17 protein-coding genes are annotated in these 20,314 nt (G+C 37.1%); 6 read left to right on the top strand and 11 right to left on the bottom strand.

Annotated features, from left to right (window positions below; all coding sequences use genetic code 11):
* Positions 1-241 precede the first annotated feature (241 nt).
* Positions 242-1,495: an aspartate aminotransferase family protein gene (locus IGQ45_03505; protein MBF2056293.1), complete on the bottom strand. Its 1,254-nt coding sequence runs from the start codon at positions 1,493-1,495 to the stop codon at positions 242-244.
* A gap of 345 nt (positions 1,496-1,840) precedes the next feature.
* Between IGQ45_03505 and IGQ45_03500 the strand changes: the two genes are divergently transcribed.
* Entirely contained in the window at positions 1,841-3,457 is a 1,617-nt protein-coding gene (locus tag IGQ45_03500) for a ShlB/FhaC/HecB family hemolysin secretion/activation protein (protein ID MBF2056292.1), read from the top strand.
* 429 nt (positions 3,458-3,886) lie between these two features.
* Here IGQ45_03500 and IGQ45_03495 read toward each other — a convergent pair whose 3' ends face one another.
* The 5 genes from IGQ45_03495 to IGQ45_03475 form a co-directional block, all read right to left on the bottom strand.
* On the bottom strand, positions 3,887-4,561 hold the full coding sequence (locus IGQ45_03495) for an N-acetylmannosamine-6-phosphate 2-epimerase (GenBank protein ID MBF2056291.1): 675 nt from the start codon (positions 4,559-4,561) through the stop codon (positions 3,887-3,889).
* A 40-nt stretch (positions 4,562-4,601) separates the two neighbouring features.
* Positions 4,602-5,240 (bottom strand): 7-carboxy-7-deazaguanine synthase QueE, encoded by a 639-nt coding sequence (locus IGQ45_03490; protein ID MBF2056290.1) that lies wholly within the window; start codon positions 5,238-5,240, stop codon positions 4,602-4,604.
* A gap of 19 nt (positions 5,241-5,259) precedes the next feature.
* A complete protein-coding gene (locus tag IGQ45_03485) occupies positions 5,260-5,595 on the bottom strand; it encodes a cupin domain-containing protein (protein MBF2056289.1) in 336 nt (111 codons plus the stop codon).
* A 115-nt stretch (positions 5,596-5,710) separates the two neighbouring features.
* A complete protein-coding gene (locus IGQ45_03480; GenBank protein MBF2056288.1) occupies positions 5,711-8,404 on the bottom strand; it encodes a response regulator in 2,694 nt (897 codons plus the stop codon).
* Between the two features lie 305 nt (positions 8,405-8,709).
* Complete coding sequence (locus IGQ45_03475; protein ID MBF2056287.1) at positions 8,710-9,039, bottom strand: hypothetical protein; 330 nt, start codon at positions 9,037-9,039, stop codon at positions 8,710-8,712.
* Positions 9,040-9,177: 138 nt separating this feature from the next.
* On the opposite strand from IGQ45_03475, the gene rsmI reads away from it, so the two are divergent.
* A complete protein-coding gene (rsmI, locus tag IGQ45_03470; GenBank protein ID MBF2056286.1) occupies positions 9,178-10,008 on the top strand; it encodes a 16S rRNA (cytidine(1402)-2'-O)-methyltransferase in 831 nt (276 codons plus the stop codon).
* 52 nt (positions 10,009-10,060) lie between these two features.
* Here rsmI and IGQ45_03465 read toward each other — a convergent pair whose 3' ends face one another.
* Both IGQ45_03465 and IGQ45_03460 read right to left on the bottom strand, forming a co-directional pair.
* Positions 10,061-10,786, bottom strand: a complete 726-nt coding sequence (locus IGQ45_03465) for an ABC transporter ATP-binding protein (GenBank protein MBF2056285.1) — start codon at positions 10,784-10,786, stop codon at positions 10,061-10,063.
* Positions 10,722-11,315: a hypothetical protein gene (locus tag IGQ45_03460; protein MBF2056284.1), complete on the bottom strand. Its 594-nt coding sequence runs from the start codon at positions 11,313-11,315 to the stop codon at positions 10,722-10,724. Before IGQ45_03460 ends, IGQ45_03465 begins: the two co-directional genes overlap by 65 nt.
* A gap of 328 nt (positions 11,316-11,643) precedes the next feature.
* On the opposite strand from IGQ45_03460, the gene IGQ45_03455 reads away from it, so the two are divergent.
* The 4 genes from IGQ45_03455 (at position 11,644) to glgA (ending at position 16,604) form a co-directional block, all read left to right on the top strand.
* Positions 11,644-11,868, top strand: coding sequence for a sulfurtransferase TusA family protein (locus tag IGQ45_03455; protein ID MBF2056283.1), 225 nt, complete (start codon positions 11,644-11,646; stop codon positions 11,866-11,868).
* Positions 11,865-12,911, top strand: a complete 1,047-nt coding sequence (gene rsgA / locus IGQ45_03450; GenBank protein ID MBF2056282.1) for a small ribosomal subunit biogenesis GTPase RsgA — start codon at positions 11,865-11,867, stop codon at positions 12,909-12,911. Before IGQ45_03455 ends, rsgA begins: the two co-directional genes overlap by 4 nt.
* A gap of 253 nt (positions 12,912-13,164) precedes the next feature.
* Positions 13,165-14,832 (top strand): NAD+ synthase, encoded by a 1,668-nt coding sequence (locus IGQ45_03445; protein MBF2056281.1) that lies wholly within the window; start codon positions 13,165-13,167, stop codon positions 14,830-14,832.
* 347 nt (positions 14,833-15,179) lie between these two features.
* Entirely contained in the window at positions 15,180-16,604 is a 1,425-nt protein-coding gene (gene glgA, locus IGQ45_03440) for a glycogen synthase GlgA (protein ID MBF2056280.1), read from the top strand.
* A 431-nt stretch (positions 16,605-17,035) separates the two neighbouring features.
* Here the strand turns inward: glgA and IGQ45_03435 are convergent, their stop codons facing one another.
* From IGQ45_03435 to IGQ45_03425, 3 genes are all read right to left on the bottom strand, one after another.
* The gene (locus IGQ45_03435; protein MBF2056279.1) at positions 17,036-17,557 is read right to left on the bottom strand and encodes a Ycf51 family protein; all 522 of its coding nucleotides are present in this window, start codon (positions 17,555-17,557) and stop codon (positions 17,036-17,038) included.
* A gap of 130 nt (positions 17,558-17,687) precedes the next feature.
* On the bottom strand, positions 17,688-18,254 hold the full coding sequence (locus IGQ45_03430; protein ID MBF2056278.1) for a Uma2 family endonuclease: 567 nt from the start codon (positions 18,252-18,254) through the stop codon (positions 17,688-17,690).
* A gap of 628 nt (positions 18,255-18,882) precedes the next feature.
* Entirely contained in the window at positions 18,883-20,085 is a 1,203-nt protein-coding gene (locus IGQ45_03425) for a phosphoglycerate kinase (GenBank protein MBF2056277.1), read from the bottom strand.
* Positions 20,086-20,314 lie beyond the last annotated feature (229 nt).

Raw genomic sequence — 20,314 nt, 5'->3', positions numbered from 1 at the left:
TCCTGTCATAAAACTTTTTCCTTCATTATAAATCATCTCATAAAAATGCAACGCCGAAAAAGAGTATGGAAGAGGAAAAAAAGCACAACGACTAAAAGCAGGGTGGGATGAAAGATATCTGCTCAAAATTTTATCTTCCTGAGTATGCGTTTGCCCTATTAAAAAAAAATAAAGTAAGCATTGCCCACCATTAACTCTAGTTTCTGTTAACAAGGGGTTTAAACCCCTTGCCCAAAAAAATTTAACCAACTAAATCAGCGATAGTAGCATCTAAAATCTGACTAGCTTGATTAACTTCGTCACTGGAAACAATGAGAGGAGGCACAAAACGTAATACTTTTGTACCGGCGGGCGCCAGTAATAAGCCTTTTTCCATAGCCTTTTTAACAATGTCAACGGAAGTCAAATCAATATCAGCTTTAATTTCCATACCATTGATTAAGCCCCAACCTCTTACCTCAGTAAATAATTGAGGGTATTTACTAACCAGCGCCCGTAACCGAGTGCGTAATTGTTCACCTCTTGCCTGAACATTTTGTAAAATATTTTCCTTTTCAATGGTTTCTAATACTGCCAAACCAGAAGCACAAACGAAAGGATTACCGCCGAAGGTACTGGCATGATTACCCGGCTCAAAGACATCACAAAAAGCCTTACACATCATCGCTCCGATGGGAATACCTCCAGCCAAACCTTTAGCACTGGTGAAAATATCAGGCTCGACCCCCAAATTTTCATAACCCCACATTTTTCCAGTGCGCCCGACGCCCACTTGGACTTCATCGAATACTAATAAAATACCAGTTTCGTCACAAATTTTTCTTAATCGGAGGAAATAATCTAAATCCCCCGGGCGCACTCCACCCTCACCCTGTAAAGGTTCAATCATAATAGCGGCAACTCGGCGATCACCTTCATCAATATTGGTGATCGCTTCCTCAATGGCGTTAATATCGTTGTAATCCACATATTCAAAACCCGGCATAAGAGGAGCAAAATGCTTTTGATACTTGGGTTGTCCTGTAGCTGTAACTGTGGCGAGGGTGCGCCCATGAAAACTAGCTTTAGCCGTTAAAATTACTGGTTGGTCTAAAAACTCCAGCACGGTATGGGCATATTTACGCACTAATTTAATGGCGGCTTCATTGGCTTCTGCTCCAGAATTACAGAAAAAAACCTTATCGGCACAGGAATTTTCGACTATTTTTTGAGCCAACTGTCCTTGTTCGGGTGTGTAATAAAAATTAGAGATGTGGTGTAATTTTTGGATTTGGGCGCTAACCGCTTCTACTAAAGCCGGATGGGCGTGTCCTAAAGTACAAGTGGCAATTCCCGCCACGAAATCGAGATACTCTTTTCCCTCAGTGTCCCAAAGTTTACACCCCTCTCCTTTGGTCATGGTAACGGGAAAACGCCCGTAGGTATTCATTACATAACGGTTAAATGTATCTTGCTCAGTCTGAGGCGAATTTATGGTTAAGGTAGCGCTGCTCACGGTTTCTACTCCTGAAATATGATCATCAAAATTTATGATTATTAATCTTTATTGTGTCACATCTATTTCTTTTGCATCCTCTAAGTAAGGAAATGATGACCTATGAACAATTGATAATTGATAATTAATAATTAATAATTAATTTTCTCCTCTGCTTCCCCTTCCTCCTCTGCTTCCCCTTCCTCCTCTGCTTCCCCTTCCTCCTCTGCGGAGATGGTGAGGGGCGCTGGAAAAAAAAGATAGCTAGGCCAATATCTAATATATAATTTGGCTAAAATATACTATTTTTACATAATTTTTCTAAAAAAAATGCTTTACTTAGGTTTAACTCGTCACCCCCATTATATGGTTCCATTGCTCATAGTAAATAACTTAATATTTAACGATTTTAGTTTAGCAGTTGATAATAAAATTAATGACCCTAAATTAAATCTAAATAACCTTGATTTAATTACCCAAAATACCAGCGCCCTCCCCCTTGCTAATACCATTGAAGTGAAAGGAAATACCATCTTTCAAAGTGAAATTAATAATATTATTGAACCTTTACAAAATAAAGATATTACCTCAGATCAACTAAATGAAGTTACCGAAGCCATTACCAGCTTATATCTTAACCGTGGTTATCTAACCAGTAGAGCATTTGTCGAAACTGTTGGTGAAGATAAAAAAGCATTAATTATTGTGGCTGAAGGGGAAATTCAAAAAGTAGAAATAGAAGGAGCAAATCGACTAGAGAAATATATATTAGACCGTATTGCATTAGGAGCAAAAACTCCATTTAACTCAGGCAAATTAGAAGATCAATTAAGATTATTAAAAAACGATCCCTTGCTCGAAAATATTGAAGCAACCATCAGAAGTGGTGACAGTGAAAGGCAAAGTATCTTAGCCGTGAAAGTAACCGAAGCTAATCCCGTATTTGGTTCTTTTGGTATTGATAATTATTCCCCTCCCAGTGTGGGCGCTACTCGTGTTAATCTCAGTTTAGGTCATGGTAACGTTTTCGGCTTAGGGGATAGTTTTGCCGTTAGTTACAGCCCTCGCATTGAAGGTTCAGCAGGAACTTATGATTATAGTGTTAATTATTCTGTGCCTGTCAACGCTATGAATGGTACAGTAAATTTAGGGGCAGTGTTTCAAGAAAATAAGGTAGTCGAGGGCATTTTTGCACCTCTCGACATCCGTGGTGAAAGCCAATTTTATCAAATTAATTACCGTCAACCTCTTATCCGTAATCCCCGACAAGAATTTGCTTTATCCCTAGGCATGACTTATCGCACGGGGCAAACTTTCACATTTCAAGGTCCTACTCCCTTCGGTATTGGACCCGATGCCAATGGTATTTCTAAAACCAATGTAATTAATTTCGGACAAGATTACACCCTCAGAGATAGTAATGGAGCTTGGGCTTTTCGTTCTCAGTTTAATTTAGGAGTTGGTTTGTTTGATGTCACCAATGCTACCCAAGAAAATGCGCCCGATGGCTATTTTTTCTCATGGTTAGGACAAGTGCAACGGGTACAGGCGCTGGGAGAAAATCATTTATTAATCATACAAGCAGATTTACAACTCACTGGCGATCCCCTTTTGCCTTCCGAGCAGTTTGCCATCGGTGGTGGTCAATCCCTGAGAGGTTATCGTCAAAATGCTCGTTCGGGGGATAATGGTTTTCGTTTTTCTGTGGAAGATCGGATCACTTTGAGTCGAGATGCCGATGAAAGACCAGTTTTTCAACTAGCGCCCTTCTTCGATATGGGATCAGCTTGGAATGTGGACAAAAATCCCAATTTTTCACCTTCGCAAACTTTCTTAACTTCTTTGGGTTTAGGCTTAATTTGGCAACCCACGAAACAAATTGACATGAGACTTGATTATGCGCCCCCCCTCGTTAATCTGGATGATCGTGGTGGTAATATTCAAGATGATGGTTTACATTTCAACCTCAAATATAATTTTTAACTAGGGGGCGCTGAAAAAGTGCAATCGTGAGGTGAAGGGCAAAGGGCAATGGTTAGAATGCTTATATATCAAAGATTTTGCCATAATAATTATTTTCTATACAGCAGTTTTCATTTCCTTAAACCACACTTTGGATTATTACAAATACTATCTTTGCGTCTTTGCGCCTTTGCGAGACACAAAAAACGTGGTTTATTCATTTGAAATGCGCTGTAAATTGCTGTTGTGTATCAATTATTTTTGATTCGGATACCATAAATACAGATTTTTTAGAGAAAAAAGTCAATTTATGACACTTTTTGTTATGTAGAATAGACTTTAAACCTTTATTTAACAAGGGTTTTGATTTATTCAGCAGACCCTAATTATTTTCTAAATTCTAAATTTTCTTTTGCCCTTTGAAAACCTTTGCCCATTGCCCATTGCCCTTCACTTGAGGAAATTAACATAAGCCTGAGTTTGTAAGTCAATCCCTGTAATAGCAGTGCCGACTACCACCGCAAAAGCGCCCTCCACCATAGCCATTTGTGCTTGTTGGGGGGTTTTAATACCACCTTCACAAATAACGGGGCAATCAAGTTTAGCCTTCAACTGCGCCACCAAATCAAAATTAGGGGGAGTAAGATGTCGGGTTTCCTCAGTGTAACCATAAAGGGTTGTACCCACAAAATCAGCGCCCTTCGCCACGGCTTGGAAGGCATTATGGAGGGTATCCACATCAGCCATCACTAACTTACCTAACTGAGTTTTAATTTTACTGATTATCTCGCCCAAATCTTCCCCCTCAGGGCGACTGCGATTAGTAGCATCAATGGCGATAATATCCGCCCCAGCTTCACTCACCGCCACCGCATCGGCAAAACGAGGGGTAATATAAACAGAGGAATTGAGATTGGTTTGTTTCCATAAGCCAATAATGGGGGTATCTGGCAATAGTTGACGCACCGCTTGGATATGACTAGGGCTATCAATTCTTACTCCTTTAGCGCCACGATATACCGCAGTTTTTGCCATCAGCGCGATTATTTCGGGTTGATATAACGGTGAGTCGGAGGGCGCTTGGCAGGAGACGATTAAACTTGATTTTAGTTTGGATAAGATCATTTTTTATTCATAACTCATAATTCATAATTCATAATTTATGTTATCTGACGCCAAAAAATTTATGGGTTTGTAAACTTAAACGCCATTGAGGATGATTTTTAATATATTCAAAAATTAAGTCTTTGCTGAGAGGGGAATCCCATTCTGGTTGTAAATATTTTAATACCCCTGACTGCAATCGATTACCCTGATTTTCAGCCCATACTAAATCACTAGCATCACTAATCACCACTTTAAGCTCACCAACTTGATCATAAATAGAAGCATGGGGCTTTTTATATACTTTAGGGGAAAAAGTGACCCAGTCAAAATGTCCTGAAAAAGGGTGGGCGCCCGATGTCTCTAAATGTAGTCTTTTGCCTAGTTTAGCCAACTCCGTAGTTAAAGGATTAAGATCATGAATTAAGGGTTCTCCCCCTGTAATAATAATAATATTTGTATTATTACCCTTGACTATTTCCACGAGGTGCGCTACGCTGACGGATGGGTATTTTCTAGTAGTCCAAGTTTCTTTTTGATCGCACCAAGGGCAAAAAACATCACAACCGGCAAGGCGAATAAAAAAAGCATTGACACCATGCCAAAAACCTTCCCCTTGTACGGAATGGAAGGTTTCCACCAAGGGATATTCTCTGGTTAAATTGTCGGAAGTAGTGGTAACGGGAGAAGTTAAACGCATATTTGAGCAACAGTTATATTTATTCAGCAATACCAAAGTAGTTAGTGATTAATTCTTCACACCCATCATTAATGATTTCGTGGGTTTCGTGGGGCGCTACCGTAATACATACCCCCGGTTTAAGGATAAATTCTTGTCCCTTAACCTTTATTTTACCTTTTCCTGACACAATTAGGAATACTTCCCACATATCATCATGACTGTGAGTATAGGCTATTTGTTGAGGGGGGAAGTGCGCTTGGGCAAAGTTGGTAATATGAGGTATTTTCCCATTTTCAATAATGGTTTTTTTCTTAATTTCTTGGTTATGGGAAACTGTAGTGGTTGGTAAATCTGGTAAATAGGTGTATTCCATTTATTTAGGTTGTGATAATTGACAATGGATAATTCATTATCAAATAATAATGGGTTTAAAACCCGATCTTTTATAACGTGAGCAAATTTAATGGTAGTCGAAGCTATATTCAAATTTACCTTTGCCCTTTGCCCTTTGCCCCTTGCCCTTTGCCCCAGCGCCCTTCACCATATTTTTGTAGAGACTGTAAAACTCTATCACTTTTAATGGGCTTACTAAGATAATCATTCATGCCCACTGCAAAACATTTTTGCTTATCTTCCAATAAAGCTGAAGCCGTCATGGCAATAATCCAAGGCTGTTGAATCAAATCACCTAATTCCCTAATTTTGACAGTGGTAGCTAACCCATCAAGATGAGGCATTTGTAAATCCATAAATACCACATCATAAACATTTTGGCGCAGCAAATCCAGCGCCCTCAACCCATTATTAGCTAAATGTAGAGAATTATCATCATAGCCTAGTTTTTTAAAAATTAAGCGCGCTACCTTATAGTTAACGGGGTTATCCTCCACTAATAGTAACCTTAAATTATTCCTTACTCCCCTCTCCTGTGGGAGAGGGGTTTTTGGTAGTGTGGAGGGCGCTGGATTTGATACAATCCCCAACAGAGGAGAAGTGGAAGGTTTTAAAGTAACGGAAAAATAAAAAACTGAGCCTAAACCATATTGAGTATTAAAAGTAATCTCACCCCCCATCAAGTTAGCTAACTTTTGACTAATAGCCAACCCTAAACCAGTGCCACCGTAGCGACGACTATTAGTCGTATCCACCTGAGAAAAAGGCTGAAACAACAAACCGCACTTATCATCAGAAATACCAATACCAGTATCCTTCACCGCAATATTTAACAAATAACTTCCTTCCCCCGTCATCACCCCATCAATTTCAACTCTCACCTCCCCTGTATCAGTAAACTTCACCCCATTACTAACCAAATTGAGAATAACTTGTTTAAAACGGTTAACATCTCCCCAATACTCATCAGGAAGACAATAATTTTTCACATAAGACAACCTCAAACTTTTATTACAAGCCGTCACTTGCAACAACTTAATAACTTCCTCAATGGCATCATGAACATTAAAAATAGTATGATTAAGTTCTAACTTATCCGCCTCAATCTTAGACAAATCAAGAATATCATTAATAATACCCAGCAGAAGATTACCACTTTGACTAATCGTCTCCGCAAAATCCCGTTGCTGACTATCCAAAGGAGTATCCAACAATAACTCAGTCATGCCCAAAATACCATTCATGGGAGTGCGGATTTCGTGACTCATCGTCGCCAAAAAATTACTTTTCGCTAAATTAGCACTTTCAGCGCCCTTCCTCGCTTCCTCTAAAGCCTGATTTTGTAACTCCAACCGTTGTTTTTGCTCTTTTTCCTGTTGTAATAACTTAGCTTGGGCGATAGCAATACCAAATTGAGAAGCAATATTTTCTAATAACTCTACTTCAGAATCAGTCCAAACTCGAAAATTATCACACTGATGTAAACAAATAATACCATTAGGCTCACCCAAATAAGAAGTTCTCACCGATAACATAGATTTAATCTTGTTAGCAACACAAGTATTCACCATAGTAGTTAACAAAGAATCTTCAAACACATTATTAGTAACCACCACCTTATCTTCTGCTAACACATTTTCTAAGTGAAAATTACGCACATGAGAAGGGGCAATATTAGTAACCATCATGGATTCCACACCTGATAAATATTCAGCTACGGGGATAACTGGAGGAATTTGATCAGCATTATAAGTTAAGATATGACAACGATTGACCTTAAATGCTTCACCCATACTTTGCGCTGCTCGTTTAAATAACTCATCATAGTCTAAAGTTTGACGAATAGACTGAGTAATTTTCTTGAGTAAAACCTCTTGTTGGAATTTTTCTTCTAATAATTTTTGTGATTGCTGTCTCTCCAACTCATAACTAATCCATTGAGACATCAATTTCAGTAGTTGTTTACTACTATCATTAAGATGATTTCGAGACTCTTGAAAAGAAATAAAACATAGACTACCAAAACCTTCACCCATCACTTCCACACGAATACCGATATAACTTTGAAAATGATATTCTGTGTAAGCTGGATGATTATGAAACTCAGAATCAGGGATAGATTTTAAAATTAAAGGCTCTTTTCTCTGAAAAGCCTGATAACATAGTGCCTTGTCTAAAGTTAGAGTATGAGGCGTTTTAATAAAATTACCATATTTTTTACCCCCTTGAAAATGAAGAAGACAACACCCATTACTATCAACACGAGTCAGCATTGCCAAGTCAAAGCCTAAAAATCGTCTTCCTAGCGCAAAAATACCTTGTAATTTTTCCTCAAAACTTAATTTTGATGCCGATGTAACCTTATATAAAGCCCTAATGACAAATTCTTGAGTTTTCAACTGATGTTGCATTTCTTTTTCTGCCGTAATATCTCGACAAATACCTACTAATATATTATTTTCTGCTACCGATAATGATATTTCTTTTCGAATGACTCGCCCATCTTTGTGATAACAACAACTCTCACCGCGCCAAAAGCCTTTTTCATAACATTGGGGCAGGATTATTTCAGATAATCTTTTTATTTCTTCGGCAGGGTGATGATTTTCCCATTCTTGCCCGATTAATTCTTCAGCACTGAAACCGCAAATTTGTTCATAAACTGAATTAACGTAAATATAACGATTATCTTTTAATATTACCACTCCATCAATAATGGTATTCAACACCAATTTTTGATATTCCGCAGGAATCGCATTTATGGATAAAATATCATGGAGTTGACTCATAGCGACATTCTTTTATTAAAAGAGCTTTTATCTGCCATTATAGAGTTTTTTCTGACTGACGATTTTTAAAATTTTGATGAAAATTACCTCTAATATCAAGTTCTGGTAATGTGCTATAAAAGATTCTATCTTCGCAACTTACCCACCGTGTAATGAATTACACGGCTAATGGCCCGATCGTTCAATAAATTGAACTAATATTATTTTTAACCGATTTATAACTGTTCAAACGAATTTGATATTAAGTAAATAAGCAAAATTAATTGAATATTTCATTGTCAATTATCAATTGTCAATTTGTTATTTTAATATTGTTCTAAATCTTCGATTAATCTGGTTAATTCAGCTTCTGAAGTTAATCTTAAACGATCATCTCTAACGGTGATTAAAACTTTTGCCGAAAAAGGACTAGGGTATATATTAGGATTACAAAAAACTTCCAAAAAAACTTCCCCTGTGTGTTGATATTCCATGGCTTTTTGAGGGGTGGGTTTTGTGCCAGTTTTAGCGTTTAAGGCAATTTGTTTGAGACTATCCATCAAGGTATTGATTTCCTGTCGCAATTTTTGGGCGGCTTCCTGACTGAAGGTGAAGGAAACTGATCCTTGGGTTAGATTAATGGTAAATTGATTCATGGTATGGTAGTCAAAAGAGCAAAGGGCAAAGGGCAAGGGTAAATTTAAAGATAGCTTAGACTACCATTAAATTTGCTTACGTCTTAAAAAAAGTATTCCATTATTTTCGATAACTTATTACCTTGTTAGGATTGTACAGTGATTGGCAAACTTTATCTAGTGGCTACTCCCATCGGTAATTTAGAGGATATGACTTTACGGGGGTTGCGAATTTTAAAAACGGTGGATTTAATCGGCGCGGAAGATACTCGACACACGGGAAAATTATTACATCATTTTGAGATCAAAACACCGATGATGAGCTACCATGAGCATAATCAAACCCAGCGCACTCCGCACTTTTTGGCGCGCTTACAACAGGGTGATAATATTGCTTTGGTGACAGATGCTGGTACTCCGGCTATTTCTGATCCGGGTTATCATTTAGTGGTAGCTTGTATTAAAGCTGATATTGATATTGTACCAATTCCGGGTGCTAATGCTGGGATTAATGCTTTAATTGCTTCTGGTTTACCTACGGATAGATTTGTGTTTGAGGGTTTTTTACCAACGAAAAAAAAGCTCAGAGATGCTTTATTGCTTCAATTACGGGGGGAAGAAAGGTCGATGATTTTTTATGAAGCGCCCCACAAACTACGCAAAACCCTCGCTGATTTTGCTGATACTTTCGGTTTAAACCGAGAAATTACCCTCGCTAGGGAATTAACGAAGTTACATGAAGATTTCTGGCGTGGCACAGTGGCAGGGGCGCTGGATTTTTACCAAAGTCATGAACCAAGAGGGGAATTTTGTATCATAGTTAGGGGCATTTGTCAATCTTCCCAAACTTTTTTATCTGAGGCACAAATCAAGGAATCTATTGAGGAGTTGAGGGCGCTGGGTATGAGTAAAAGCGAAATTAGTCAACATTTAGCTAAATCTAGTCAGCTTTCCCGTCAAGAGATTTATCGTCTAACCTTAAATATTTAGGGGTTGCTGACAAGGAGAAGGAGAAGCTGAGGAGGCAGAGGAGGATATTTAATTATTCATTATCAATTATCCTACCGTCTTTAAAGTGGATAATTCGTCTGGTTTGCTCTGCCACATCATGTTCATGGGTAACTAATATAATAGTCATAGCCTCTTGATTTAGATCAGCAAAAATGTTCATGACATCTTTGGTGGTTTGAGAATCCAGCGCCCCTGTCGGTTCATCAGCTAGTAAAATGAGAGGAGAGTTAACGATTGCCCTTGCTATGGCGACTCTCTGTTGTTGTCCACCGGATAGCTGATTAGGTTTATTATATAAACGATTCTCTAAACCTACTTTGGTAAGGGCTTCTATACCTCGTTTTTTCCCTTCTTGATCATCAATTCCACCGTATTTCATGGGTAACATGACGTTATCCAGCGCACTCAACTGAGGTAGAAGGTGAAATTGTTGGAAAACAAAACCGATTCTTTGGTTACGAATCATGGCTAATTGACGAGAGGAAAGGGAAGCTACATTGTCACCATTGAGGTAATAATTGCCACTGGTGGGGCTATCCAAACAGCCTAAAATATTCATCATGGTGGATTTTCCGCTACCTGAAGCGCCCATAATGGCACTATATTCTCCGCGCTGAATGTGGAGGTTAACCCCTGCTAAGGCTTTAACTTCCGTGTTGCCACTGCCATAGATTTTGTAAATATCTTCTAGTTTAATTACTGTTTCTTCGGGCGCTGGGAGGGTAATTGTCGTTAAAGTTGGTTGTAATTGTTCCATGATATTTAGTTAGCAGGAGATTTAGAGATTCGGTTAAGTTTATCCTCTTTTCTCCATGATAACCGCTCACGGTGAGGGGCGCTGTCCACATTTCTAGGTGTGATACCGCAGGTTGTGCATAAAAATGCTCATTACCTTTCACCCAAAAAGAGGTAGTTAAATGGGTAAATAAATCATGACTAAAACAATGAATGGGAAAATCTCCTATTAATGGCACTCCCCAACCGTCAAAAGCGATGAAACAGTTAATAATTCCCCCCTCTCTTTGCCATTTTCTTGCCATAGCTAAACAGCCTACTACTCCAGCACTAAAAGCGATAATTGTCAAGGCTTTTGTTTGGGGCAAAATATTATTTTCTATTAGGTTATCAAATAGATTTTTGGCATCGTAGGGAGGGCGCTGGTTAAGGGGTAATATTATGTAATTTTCTAGTAAATTATTTCCTAATTGTGTTTTAATTAAATTTACAAATTTTTTGGTTATTTCCATGGAATGAATACCGCCACAAATAATGATTATTTTTTGCAAAGTCAGATTTTTTCTTATTTATTAATGGTTATTATTTATATAGCAATCCGTTCTGATTTGTGAAAATTTAATGGAAAATATTGCTCCCCTCTCCTATGGGAGAGGGGTTGGGGGTGAGGGCAAAGCATTTTGATGCCGACTTTGCAAAAACCCTGCTATGGGAGAGGGGTTGGCGGTGAGGGCAAATCGTATTACTAAATTGTTTCTATCATATCATCATTAATTTTTAACAAGGGGCTTAAGCCCCTTGCCCTTCGCCCCTTGCCCTTTGCCCTTTTCACAACTGACTGCTTTATAATATATTTAACTGTTATTTTATTCAATTGCAATGACCCCACAAAAACTTGATTTGCGCGGTACACCATGCCCTCTGAACTTTATTCGTAGTAAATTACAATTAGAAAAAATGTCCTCTGGAGAAACCCTCGAAATTTGGCTAGATAGTGGCGAACCCATTGAACAAGTCCCCAATAGTCTTAAAATGGAAGGGTATAAGATGGAATCTATTACTCCCATGGATGATTACTTCTCCTTGTTGGTTCAGTCAAAATGAGTGATTCCCTAGAAAAACTCGGCACAGTAATGGCAGTACAGGCGAACTTTTACCAAGTGCGCTTAGATGATGGTGAAACCATGCTTTGTACTCGCCCCACCCGCTTAAAAAAAATCGGTCAAACTGTGTTGGTGGGGGATCGAGTTTATATCAAATCTAGTGAATGTGAGAGGGGCGCTATTGCTTCTGTTTTACCTCGTACAAGTGAACTCCAGCGCCCTCCCGTTGCCAATACAGAACAAATTTTATTAGTTTTTGCATTAGAAGAACCGAGTTTAGACCCTGTACAATTAAGCCGTTTTTTAGTGAAAGCAGAGTCCACTAATTTAACTCTTTTATTAGGTTTAAATAAAGCTGATTTAATTAGTTTAGAAAAAAAAAATAATTGGCAAGAAACATTAAATAGTTGGGGGTATAATCCTTTTTTTTTCAGTGTTGAGAAACGACAGGGAATAGAACCATTACAAGAAGTATTAAAAGACAAAATAACTATCCTTTCTGGACCTAGTGGCGTGGGAAAATCTAGCCTAACTTCTTTATTAATTCCTCAATTAGAAATTAGAATCGGTGAAGTGTCAGGAAAACTACAAAAAGGGCGACATACTACTCGTCATATCGAATTGTTTGAACTACCCCAAGGGGGTTATTTAGCAGATAGTCCGGGTTTTAATCAACCTGATTTCGATTGCCCTTCCGAGACTTTAATTAATTATTTTCCCGAAGCAAAATTAAGATTAAATCAAGGTAGTTGTAAATTTAATAATTGTTTACATCAACAAGAGCCAGAATGTGCGGTGAAGGGCGCTTGGGAAAGGTATGAATACTATCTCAAATTTTTGTCAGAAATTATCGTTAAAGAGGAAAAAATTGCTCAGACTCGTGATGTAGAATCTAGCGTTAAAGAATTAGTTAATAACTCAGGAAAAGTTTACACTGAACCAAAGTTAAATACTAAAAAATATCGCCGTGTTTCTCGTCGTCAAAAACATCAACAAATTGATAACATTGATTATAATTCTTTAGATGATGATGACATAGAATAAACTGTAAAGATGGCGTGGAGGGCGCTGGATAATTCTTGCCGTAATAGTTTAATATCAAGTTTATTTAATCACTCATAAATCAATTAAAAATAATCTTAGCTCAATTTATTGAACGGGATATTGTTAGCCGTGTAGTGTAATTCATTATACGGTGGGATGTAGAACTTGATACTAGCCATTATTAGTAAAACTTAAAACATTTACGACTAAAGTATAATTATTGACAATAACTTAGATAAGATATTAATATAAAATGAAAATCGCTATAGCCCAGTTAAACCCAATTATTGGAGATATAAAAAGAAACGCAGAGAGTATTATTAATGAAGCCCAAAAAGCGCACGACAAACAAGCGCACCTCCTCCTCACCCCAGAATTATCACTATGTGGCTATCCTCCCAAAGACTTATTATTTAATAGCTATTTTGTCACCTTAATGGCAGAAAAATTAGCAGAAATTGCCCAAGAAATTCCCCCTAATTTAGCTACATTAATTGGAGTTGTAACCCATAACGAAAATGCTTCTCTGGGAGGAGAAAAACCCCTTTATAATAGTGTCGCCTTCTTATATCAAGGTAAAATACAGCAGATTTTCCATAAAACTTTATTACCTACTTATGACGTATTTGAAGAACATCGCTATTTTGCTCAAGGAAAACAACCTAATTGGTTTACTTTAAATGAAGTCAAAATTGGTGTTACTATCTGCGAAGATTTATGGAATGATGAACATTTTTGGGGGCGAAAAAAATATGAATATAATCCCTTAGCAGAATTAACTAATTTAGATATTGATTTAGTTGTTAATTTATCAGCTTCTCCTTATACTTTAGGAAAACAAAAACTAAGAGAAAAAATGCTCAAATATTTAGTTAATAAGTATAAAAAACCAATGATTTATGTTAATCAAATTGGTGGAAATGATGACTTAATTTTTGATGGTAATAGTTTTGCCATATCAAAAGAAGAAATCATAGTAACTCGTTTAAAAAATTATCAAACGGCTTTAAATTACTTAGAATTTGACGAAAATAAAAAAGACTTATTGCCTAATGGTAAAATTAATTTATTGATTGATAACGATAACGAAGAAATTTATCAAGCATTGGTTTTAGGAGTAAAAGATTATGCCAAAAAATGTGGATTTACTCAAGCAGTCATAGGTTTAAGCGGTGGTATTGATTCGGCTTTAGTAGCGCACATCGCCGTTTCTGCGCTAGGAAAAGAGAATGTTTTAGGAGTATTAATGCCCTCCCCTTATAGTTCAGAAAGCTCAGTAATTGATGCCCAAGAATTAGCTCAAAATCTTGATATTATTACTCAAAAAATTCCTATTCAAGGAATTATGAATAGTTTTGACGAAGAGCTAAAAGAAGTTTTTGTTAACAAAAAATTTGGTGTTGCCGAAGAGAATATTCAATCAAGAATTAGAGGTTCTTTATTAATGGCATTAGCCAATAAATTTGGCTATTTATTATTATCTACCGGTAATAAATCAGAAATGGCAGTAGGTTATTGCACTCTTTACGGAGACATGAATGGGGGTTTAGCCGTGATTGCAGATGTACCAAAAACAAAAGTTTTTGCGCTTTGCCATTGGTTAAATAAAGATAGAGAAATTATCCCCCAAAATATTCTTACAAAACCTCCTAGTGCTGAACTAAAACCAGACCAAAAAGATGAAGATTCTTTGCCACCATACCCCATTTTAGATGACATTTTAGAACGTTATATTAATTGCCATCAATCCAGCGAAGAAATTATTGCTAGTGGGCATGATCAAGAAGTAGTTAAACAGGTGGTAAAATTGGTGATGAGAGCAGAGTTTAAACGAAAACAAGCGCCCCCCGTCCTGAAAATAACCGATCGAGCTTTTGGCACAGGATGGAAAATGCCCATAGCCAGTGAATGGATTAACTAAACTAGGAAGCGTCTAAGTTAACTGGTGAGGATAGACAAGAGTTAAATAATAATTTATTATAACTACTGTAAAAGAAATGATATTTTTCATATTATATTTTAGTTAAAAATTAGATTTTTTCAAGTGAAATTGAGTTCAATTTATTGAACGGAATACTGTTGGTTCCGTGTAATTCATTACACGGTGGGTAAATTGCGCAGATAACATCACTTGAGAACTCATGATCTAAACTTGATGTAACAGAGAATAAAAAGAGCCCTTGCTGTGATCAAAAAATAAATTGGCGCGAGTGCAGAGATTATGGCACAATCACCCTAGTCAGTAAATCAGATCAAAACTAAATCACTATGCGAATTTTGTTTGTAGCGGCGGAGGCTTCCCCCATTGCTAAAGTGGGGGGTATGGGAGATGTGGTGGGCGCATTACCGAAGATTTTACGCAAATTAGGGCATGATGTGAGAATCATGATGCCTTATTATGGCTTTTTACCCGATAAAGTGGATATTCCTGCCGAACCGATATGGTGGGGAGATGCCATGTTTCAAAAGTTCGCCGTTTATGAAACTGTTTTACCTGAAACAGATGTACCATTATATTTATTTGGTCATCCCGCTTTTTCAGGGCGTAGTGTCTATGGTGGAGATGATGAATATTGGCGCTTTACTTTATTTGCCAATGGCGCGGCTGAATTTGCTTGGAATTGTTGGAAACCCCAAATTATTCACTGTCACGATTGGCATACGGGCATGATTCCCGTGTGGATGAGTCAATCTCCTGATATTAGCACTATTTTCACCATTCATAATTTAGCTTATCAAGGACCAAGTCGAGAACTTTTAGAAAAAATCACTTGGTGTCCTCCTTATATGCAGGGAGATAACGCCATGTCGGCTGGGTTACAGTTTGCTGATTTAGTTAATACTGTTTCCCCTACCTACGCGCGACAAATTCAAACGGTGGAATATGGGGAAAATTTACACGGTTTGTTATCTTGGATTAATGGTAAAACTAGAGGGATTGTAAATGGCATCGATACAGAAAAATACAATCCTGCTACTGATCGATTTATTGCTCAAAATTTCACGGCGGAAACTCTCGACAAGCGCCGTTTAAATAAGGTGAGATTACAGGAAGAATCAGGGTTAGAAATCAACCGTAATGCTTTTTTAATTGGTATGGTGACAAGATTAGTAGAACAAAAAGGTATTGATTTAGTTTTACAAACTTTAGAGCGATTCTTGGCTTATACTGATGCCCAATTAATCATTTTAGGTACTGGTGACAGATTTTATGAAACTCAGTTATGGGAAATTTCTGCCCGTTACCGAGGCAGAATTTCGGTACAATTATTGCATAATGAAGCGGTTTCTCGTCGAGTTTATAGTGGTATTGATGCTTTTTTGATGCCTTCTCGTTTTGAGCCTTGCGGTATCAGTCAGTTATTAGCGATGCGTTATGGTGCGATTCCCATTGTGCGTAAAACTGGTGGTTTGGTGGATACGGTGCAGTTTTTTGAGCCTGATAAAAATTATGGCACTGGTTACTGTTTTGATCGTTATGAGGCTTTAGATTTATATACTTGTATGATTCGCGCTTATGAGGGTTTTCGCTTTAAGGATGCTTGGCAGAAAATGCAGGCGCGCGCTATGACTCAGGATTTTAGTTGGTATCAGTCGGCGGTGGATTATATTAAGATGTATCGTGAGGTAATTAATGAGCCTACCGAATTGACGGCTAAAGAAGAGAAAATTATCGCTGAAGCTGTTATTTAATAACGTTTTGATGCCAAAATTTTGTATTTTCCCCCCTCTCCTATGGGAGAGGGGTAGGGGGTGAGGGCAAATATTTTTTTCATCCCATTGCCTATAATCTGTTATGAAAGATTATATCTTCGTAGTTTCCCCACCAAGTAATAAATTATATCAGGTTCGGATAATTATAGTCCTTTTAAATAACAATGAGACACTTTTCTCTTAATAACAGTAGTCGCAAAGTGTCAAGTGGTGGGCATTGCCCACCCTACAAAATTTTTCAATTTGTCTCAATCTTAATTTAAATGACTATAGTTATAAATAGATTACATCTTCGCAATTTACCCACCGTGTAATGAATTACACGGAACCAACAGTTTTTCGTTCAATAAATTGAACTAAGATTATCTTTAATTTATTTATAACTATTCATAAAATCTCTAAAATCGTAACTAATTCACCGATAAAGTATCTCTCTGGGCAAATTTATCAGCGAAAATTTCAATATCAATACTATCTTTTCCCTGCTGATAAAGAGAACGGCGCAACTGCCCTAAATAGAGGGGATAAGTAACATTATCACCATGATATAGCGCCCTTGCCCGTACAGTTAAATAAGGGTCATCATCGGTGGCGCTTCTACCATAAGAAAATAAATCAATGGAGGCTTGTTCTAGGGTTGCCTGTAGCTGTGATTCAGTAATATCAATGGGTACAACAATTACCGCTTGATTCGCACCATTATCATAAACTAAATTAAAACGCACGGCATTGGGAATACTGGGACGAGAAAATAAACCTAAACTAAGCCCAAATAAACCGATAGTTAGGACAATCATAAAACCTGTAGCGCCCACAAAACGAAAACGGAAACCCCATTTAAAGATAAAGCCGACAATAGCTAAAACCGCAAAGGCAACGGTGGCATAAATTGACCAAATCGTATAAGTGGCAAAATCTAAGGTAGATTCCATAACAATATTATCTAATTATTTAAAATACTTTTTACTATTATAAAACAATTTGAATTATTATCAATTTTATATTTATATCCTCTGAAAATTAACTCAGCTTGATAAGTTTTTTAGATATTATATCTTCAGTTTAAACGGCAAAAAAGTCTTGAGCTTGAGTTATTAATTCTGGGAATAAAACTGATTTAATTTGCTCGTTTTTTTGATATTCTTTCACTTCATAGAAACCATCTTCTAATAATAAAATTGATACTTTTGCTAATTCTGGATCAATAATCCAATATTCGGGAATTTCTCTCACTGCATACTCCGAACGTTTGTAACGGTAGTCATCCTGTTTATTATTATTACTCACAATTTCTACGACAAGGGGAGGGGCGCTGTCCAAAACTGCGGTTCTCATTGCTCTGATTTCTTCACATTGAAAAGATGACAAAACTGCTAAATCTGGAATCCTTGATTTATTTTCTGCGGTTTTGATTCCTACTGTACCTGGCATAATTTTATAGTCTAAGTTTAAGCGTTTTATTTCTTCTTTGAATAAGTCATAAATAAAAATTAATATTAAGGCATGAAAACCACTTGCTGTAGGCATTAAAATTAACTCTCCGTTAACTAATTCATATTTATTATCTGTACCATCATGAAAAGTTAAATAGTCCTCAAAAGAGTAAGTTTTGATTAATGATTGAACCATAATTTATCAAACCTCTGATTTTTTTTAATTGTAACTAATAATTTGAGATATTTTTTAGTTTTCAGATCAATAAACATCGAGGGAATCTATTTTTTGTTGACTTGTGGGAGTTGAATAATATTTAACCTTAACAGGCTTCAGGTATTATTGGAGAGGTATAATAGATGTTGCTTAATTGTGGCATGAAAAATTATTAAATTACAGCAAATATATAATACTCAAAATATTATTACTATTCCCTATTCCCTACCCCAAGCAAAATCATATTTAAAATCAGCAACGCCGTATAATAATATCAAGTTCGTTTGATTATTCATAAATTAATTACAGCAGTTTTCATTTCCTTAAACCACACTTTGGATTATTACAAATATTATCTTTGCGCCTTTGCGAGAAACAAAAAACGTGGTTTATTCATTAAAATACAGTATTTTTGGAGAAAAAAGATTATTTTTGGTACTTTTTTTGAGTTGTATTGTGTTTAAAACCTTTGTTTTAAAAGGGTTTTGATTTATTCAGCAAACCCTAAATAATTACCCGAACTTGAGATAAATTACAATTTCTATGATAAAGGTGGGCAATGCCCACCCTACGTCAAGTTAATAAGAGGAGTTTAAAAAACGAAAAATTAAGCCTCATTTAAAGCAGAAATACCGGGTAAAATCTTACCTTCTAACAACTCTAAACTAGCGCCCCCCCCCGTAGAAATATGACTCATTTTTTCAGCAACACCGACTTTTTCCACAGCCGCCACAGAATCGCCACCACCAATAATAGTAATAGTGCCTTTTGCTGTCAAACCAGCGAGGGTATGGGCAATAGCTTCCGTGCCTTGGGCAAATTTATCAAACTCAAATACACCCATGGGGCCATTCCAAATCACACTACCACAATCAGCGAGGGCAGATTGGAACGTTTGTACGCTATCAGGTCCAATATCCAAACCCATCCAACCATCAGGGATATTTTCCACACTAACGGTTTTAGCATTGGCATCAGGCGCAAAATTATCAGCGATTACCACATCAGTAGGTAACAAGAAATCAACACCTCTTTCTTTTGCCTTCGCTTCTAAAGCCTTAGCCAATTCCAATTTGTCTTCTTCCACCAAAGATTTACCAACGGCTAAACCGCGCGCTTTGAAGAAAGTGAAAATCATGCCACCGCCGATGATGAGCTTATCGCATTTTTCTAGTAAAGTTTCAATAACACCGATTTTACTAGATACTTTTGAGCCACCAATAATCGCTACTAACGGGCGCTTTGGTGCTTCAATAGCTTTTTGTAGAAATTCTAACTCTTTTTCGATCAAGAAACCAGCCACAGAAATAGGAAGATGATGGGTAACACCTTCGGTGGAAGCATGGGCGCGGTGCGCTGTACCGAAAGCATCGTTAACATATAAATCAGCATTACTGGCTAATTTTTTGGCAAAATCAGCATCGTTGGCTTCTTCTTCAGCGTAAAAACGGAGGTTTTCTAATAAAGCTACTCCCCCATTGGGTAAGCTATTAATAGCATTGGTGACATCATCACCGATACAATCATCACATTTAACCACATCTTTCCCTAATAACTCACTTAAACGAGTGGCAACAGGGGTTAAACGTAAACTTTCTTTAACTTCACCCTTCGGGCGCCCCATGTGACTACATAAAACAACTTTAGCGCCCTTCGCCGTTAAATCATTAATAGTCGGTAAAACAGCACGAATGCGGGTATCATCGCTAATAGTACCTTTATCCATTGGTACATTAAAATCCACCCTAACCAAGACTCTTTTCCCTTCTAAATCAGAAGCCGTTAAATTTGCAATAGTTTTTTTTGCCATGGAAATATTTTCCTAATACTTATCAAATTTTTATATAAATTGAGTAACCAATTTTACTCTTTGGCAATTTTACACCGATCAAGCACAATTTAAAAGGGCAAAGGGCAAAGGGCAAAGGTTGAATAAATTATGAATTATGAATTATGAATTATGAATTATAATCCTTCCTCTGCTTCCCCATCTCCCCTTTCTCCCCATCTCCCCTGCTTCCCCTTCTCCCTCTGCTTCC

Origin of the sequence: Cyanobacterium sp. T60_A2020_053, assembly GCA_015272165.1 — a bacterium.
GTDB lineage: Bacteria > Cyanobacteriota > Cyanobacteriia > Cyanobacteriales > Cyanobacteriaceae > Cyanobacterium.
Note: the sequence above shows the minus strand (reverse complement) of the source record. Positions and strands in the feature narration are given on the sequence as shown.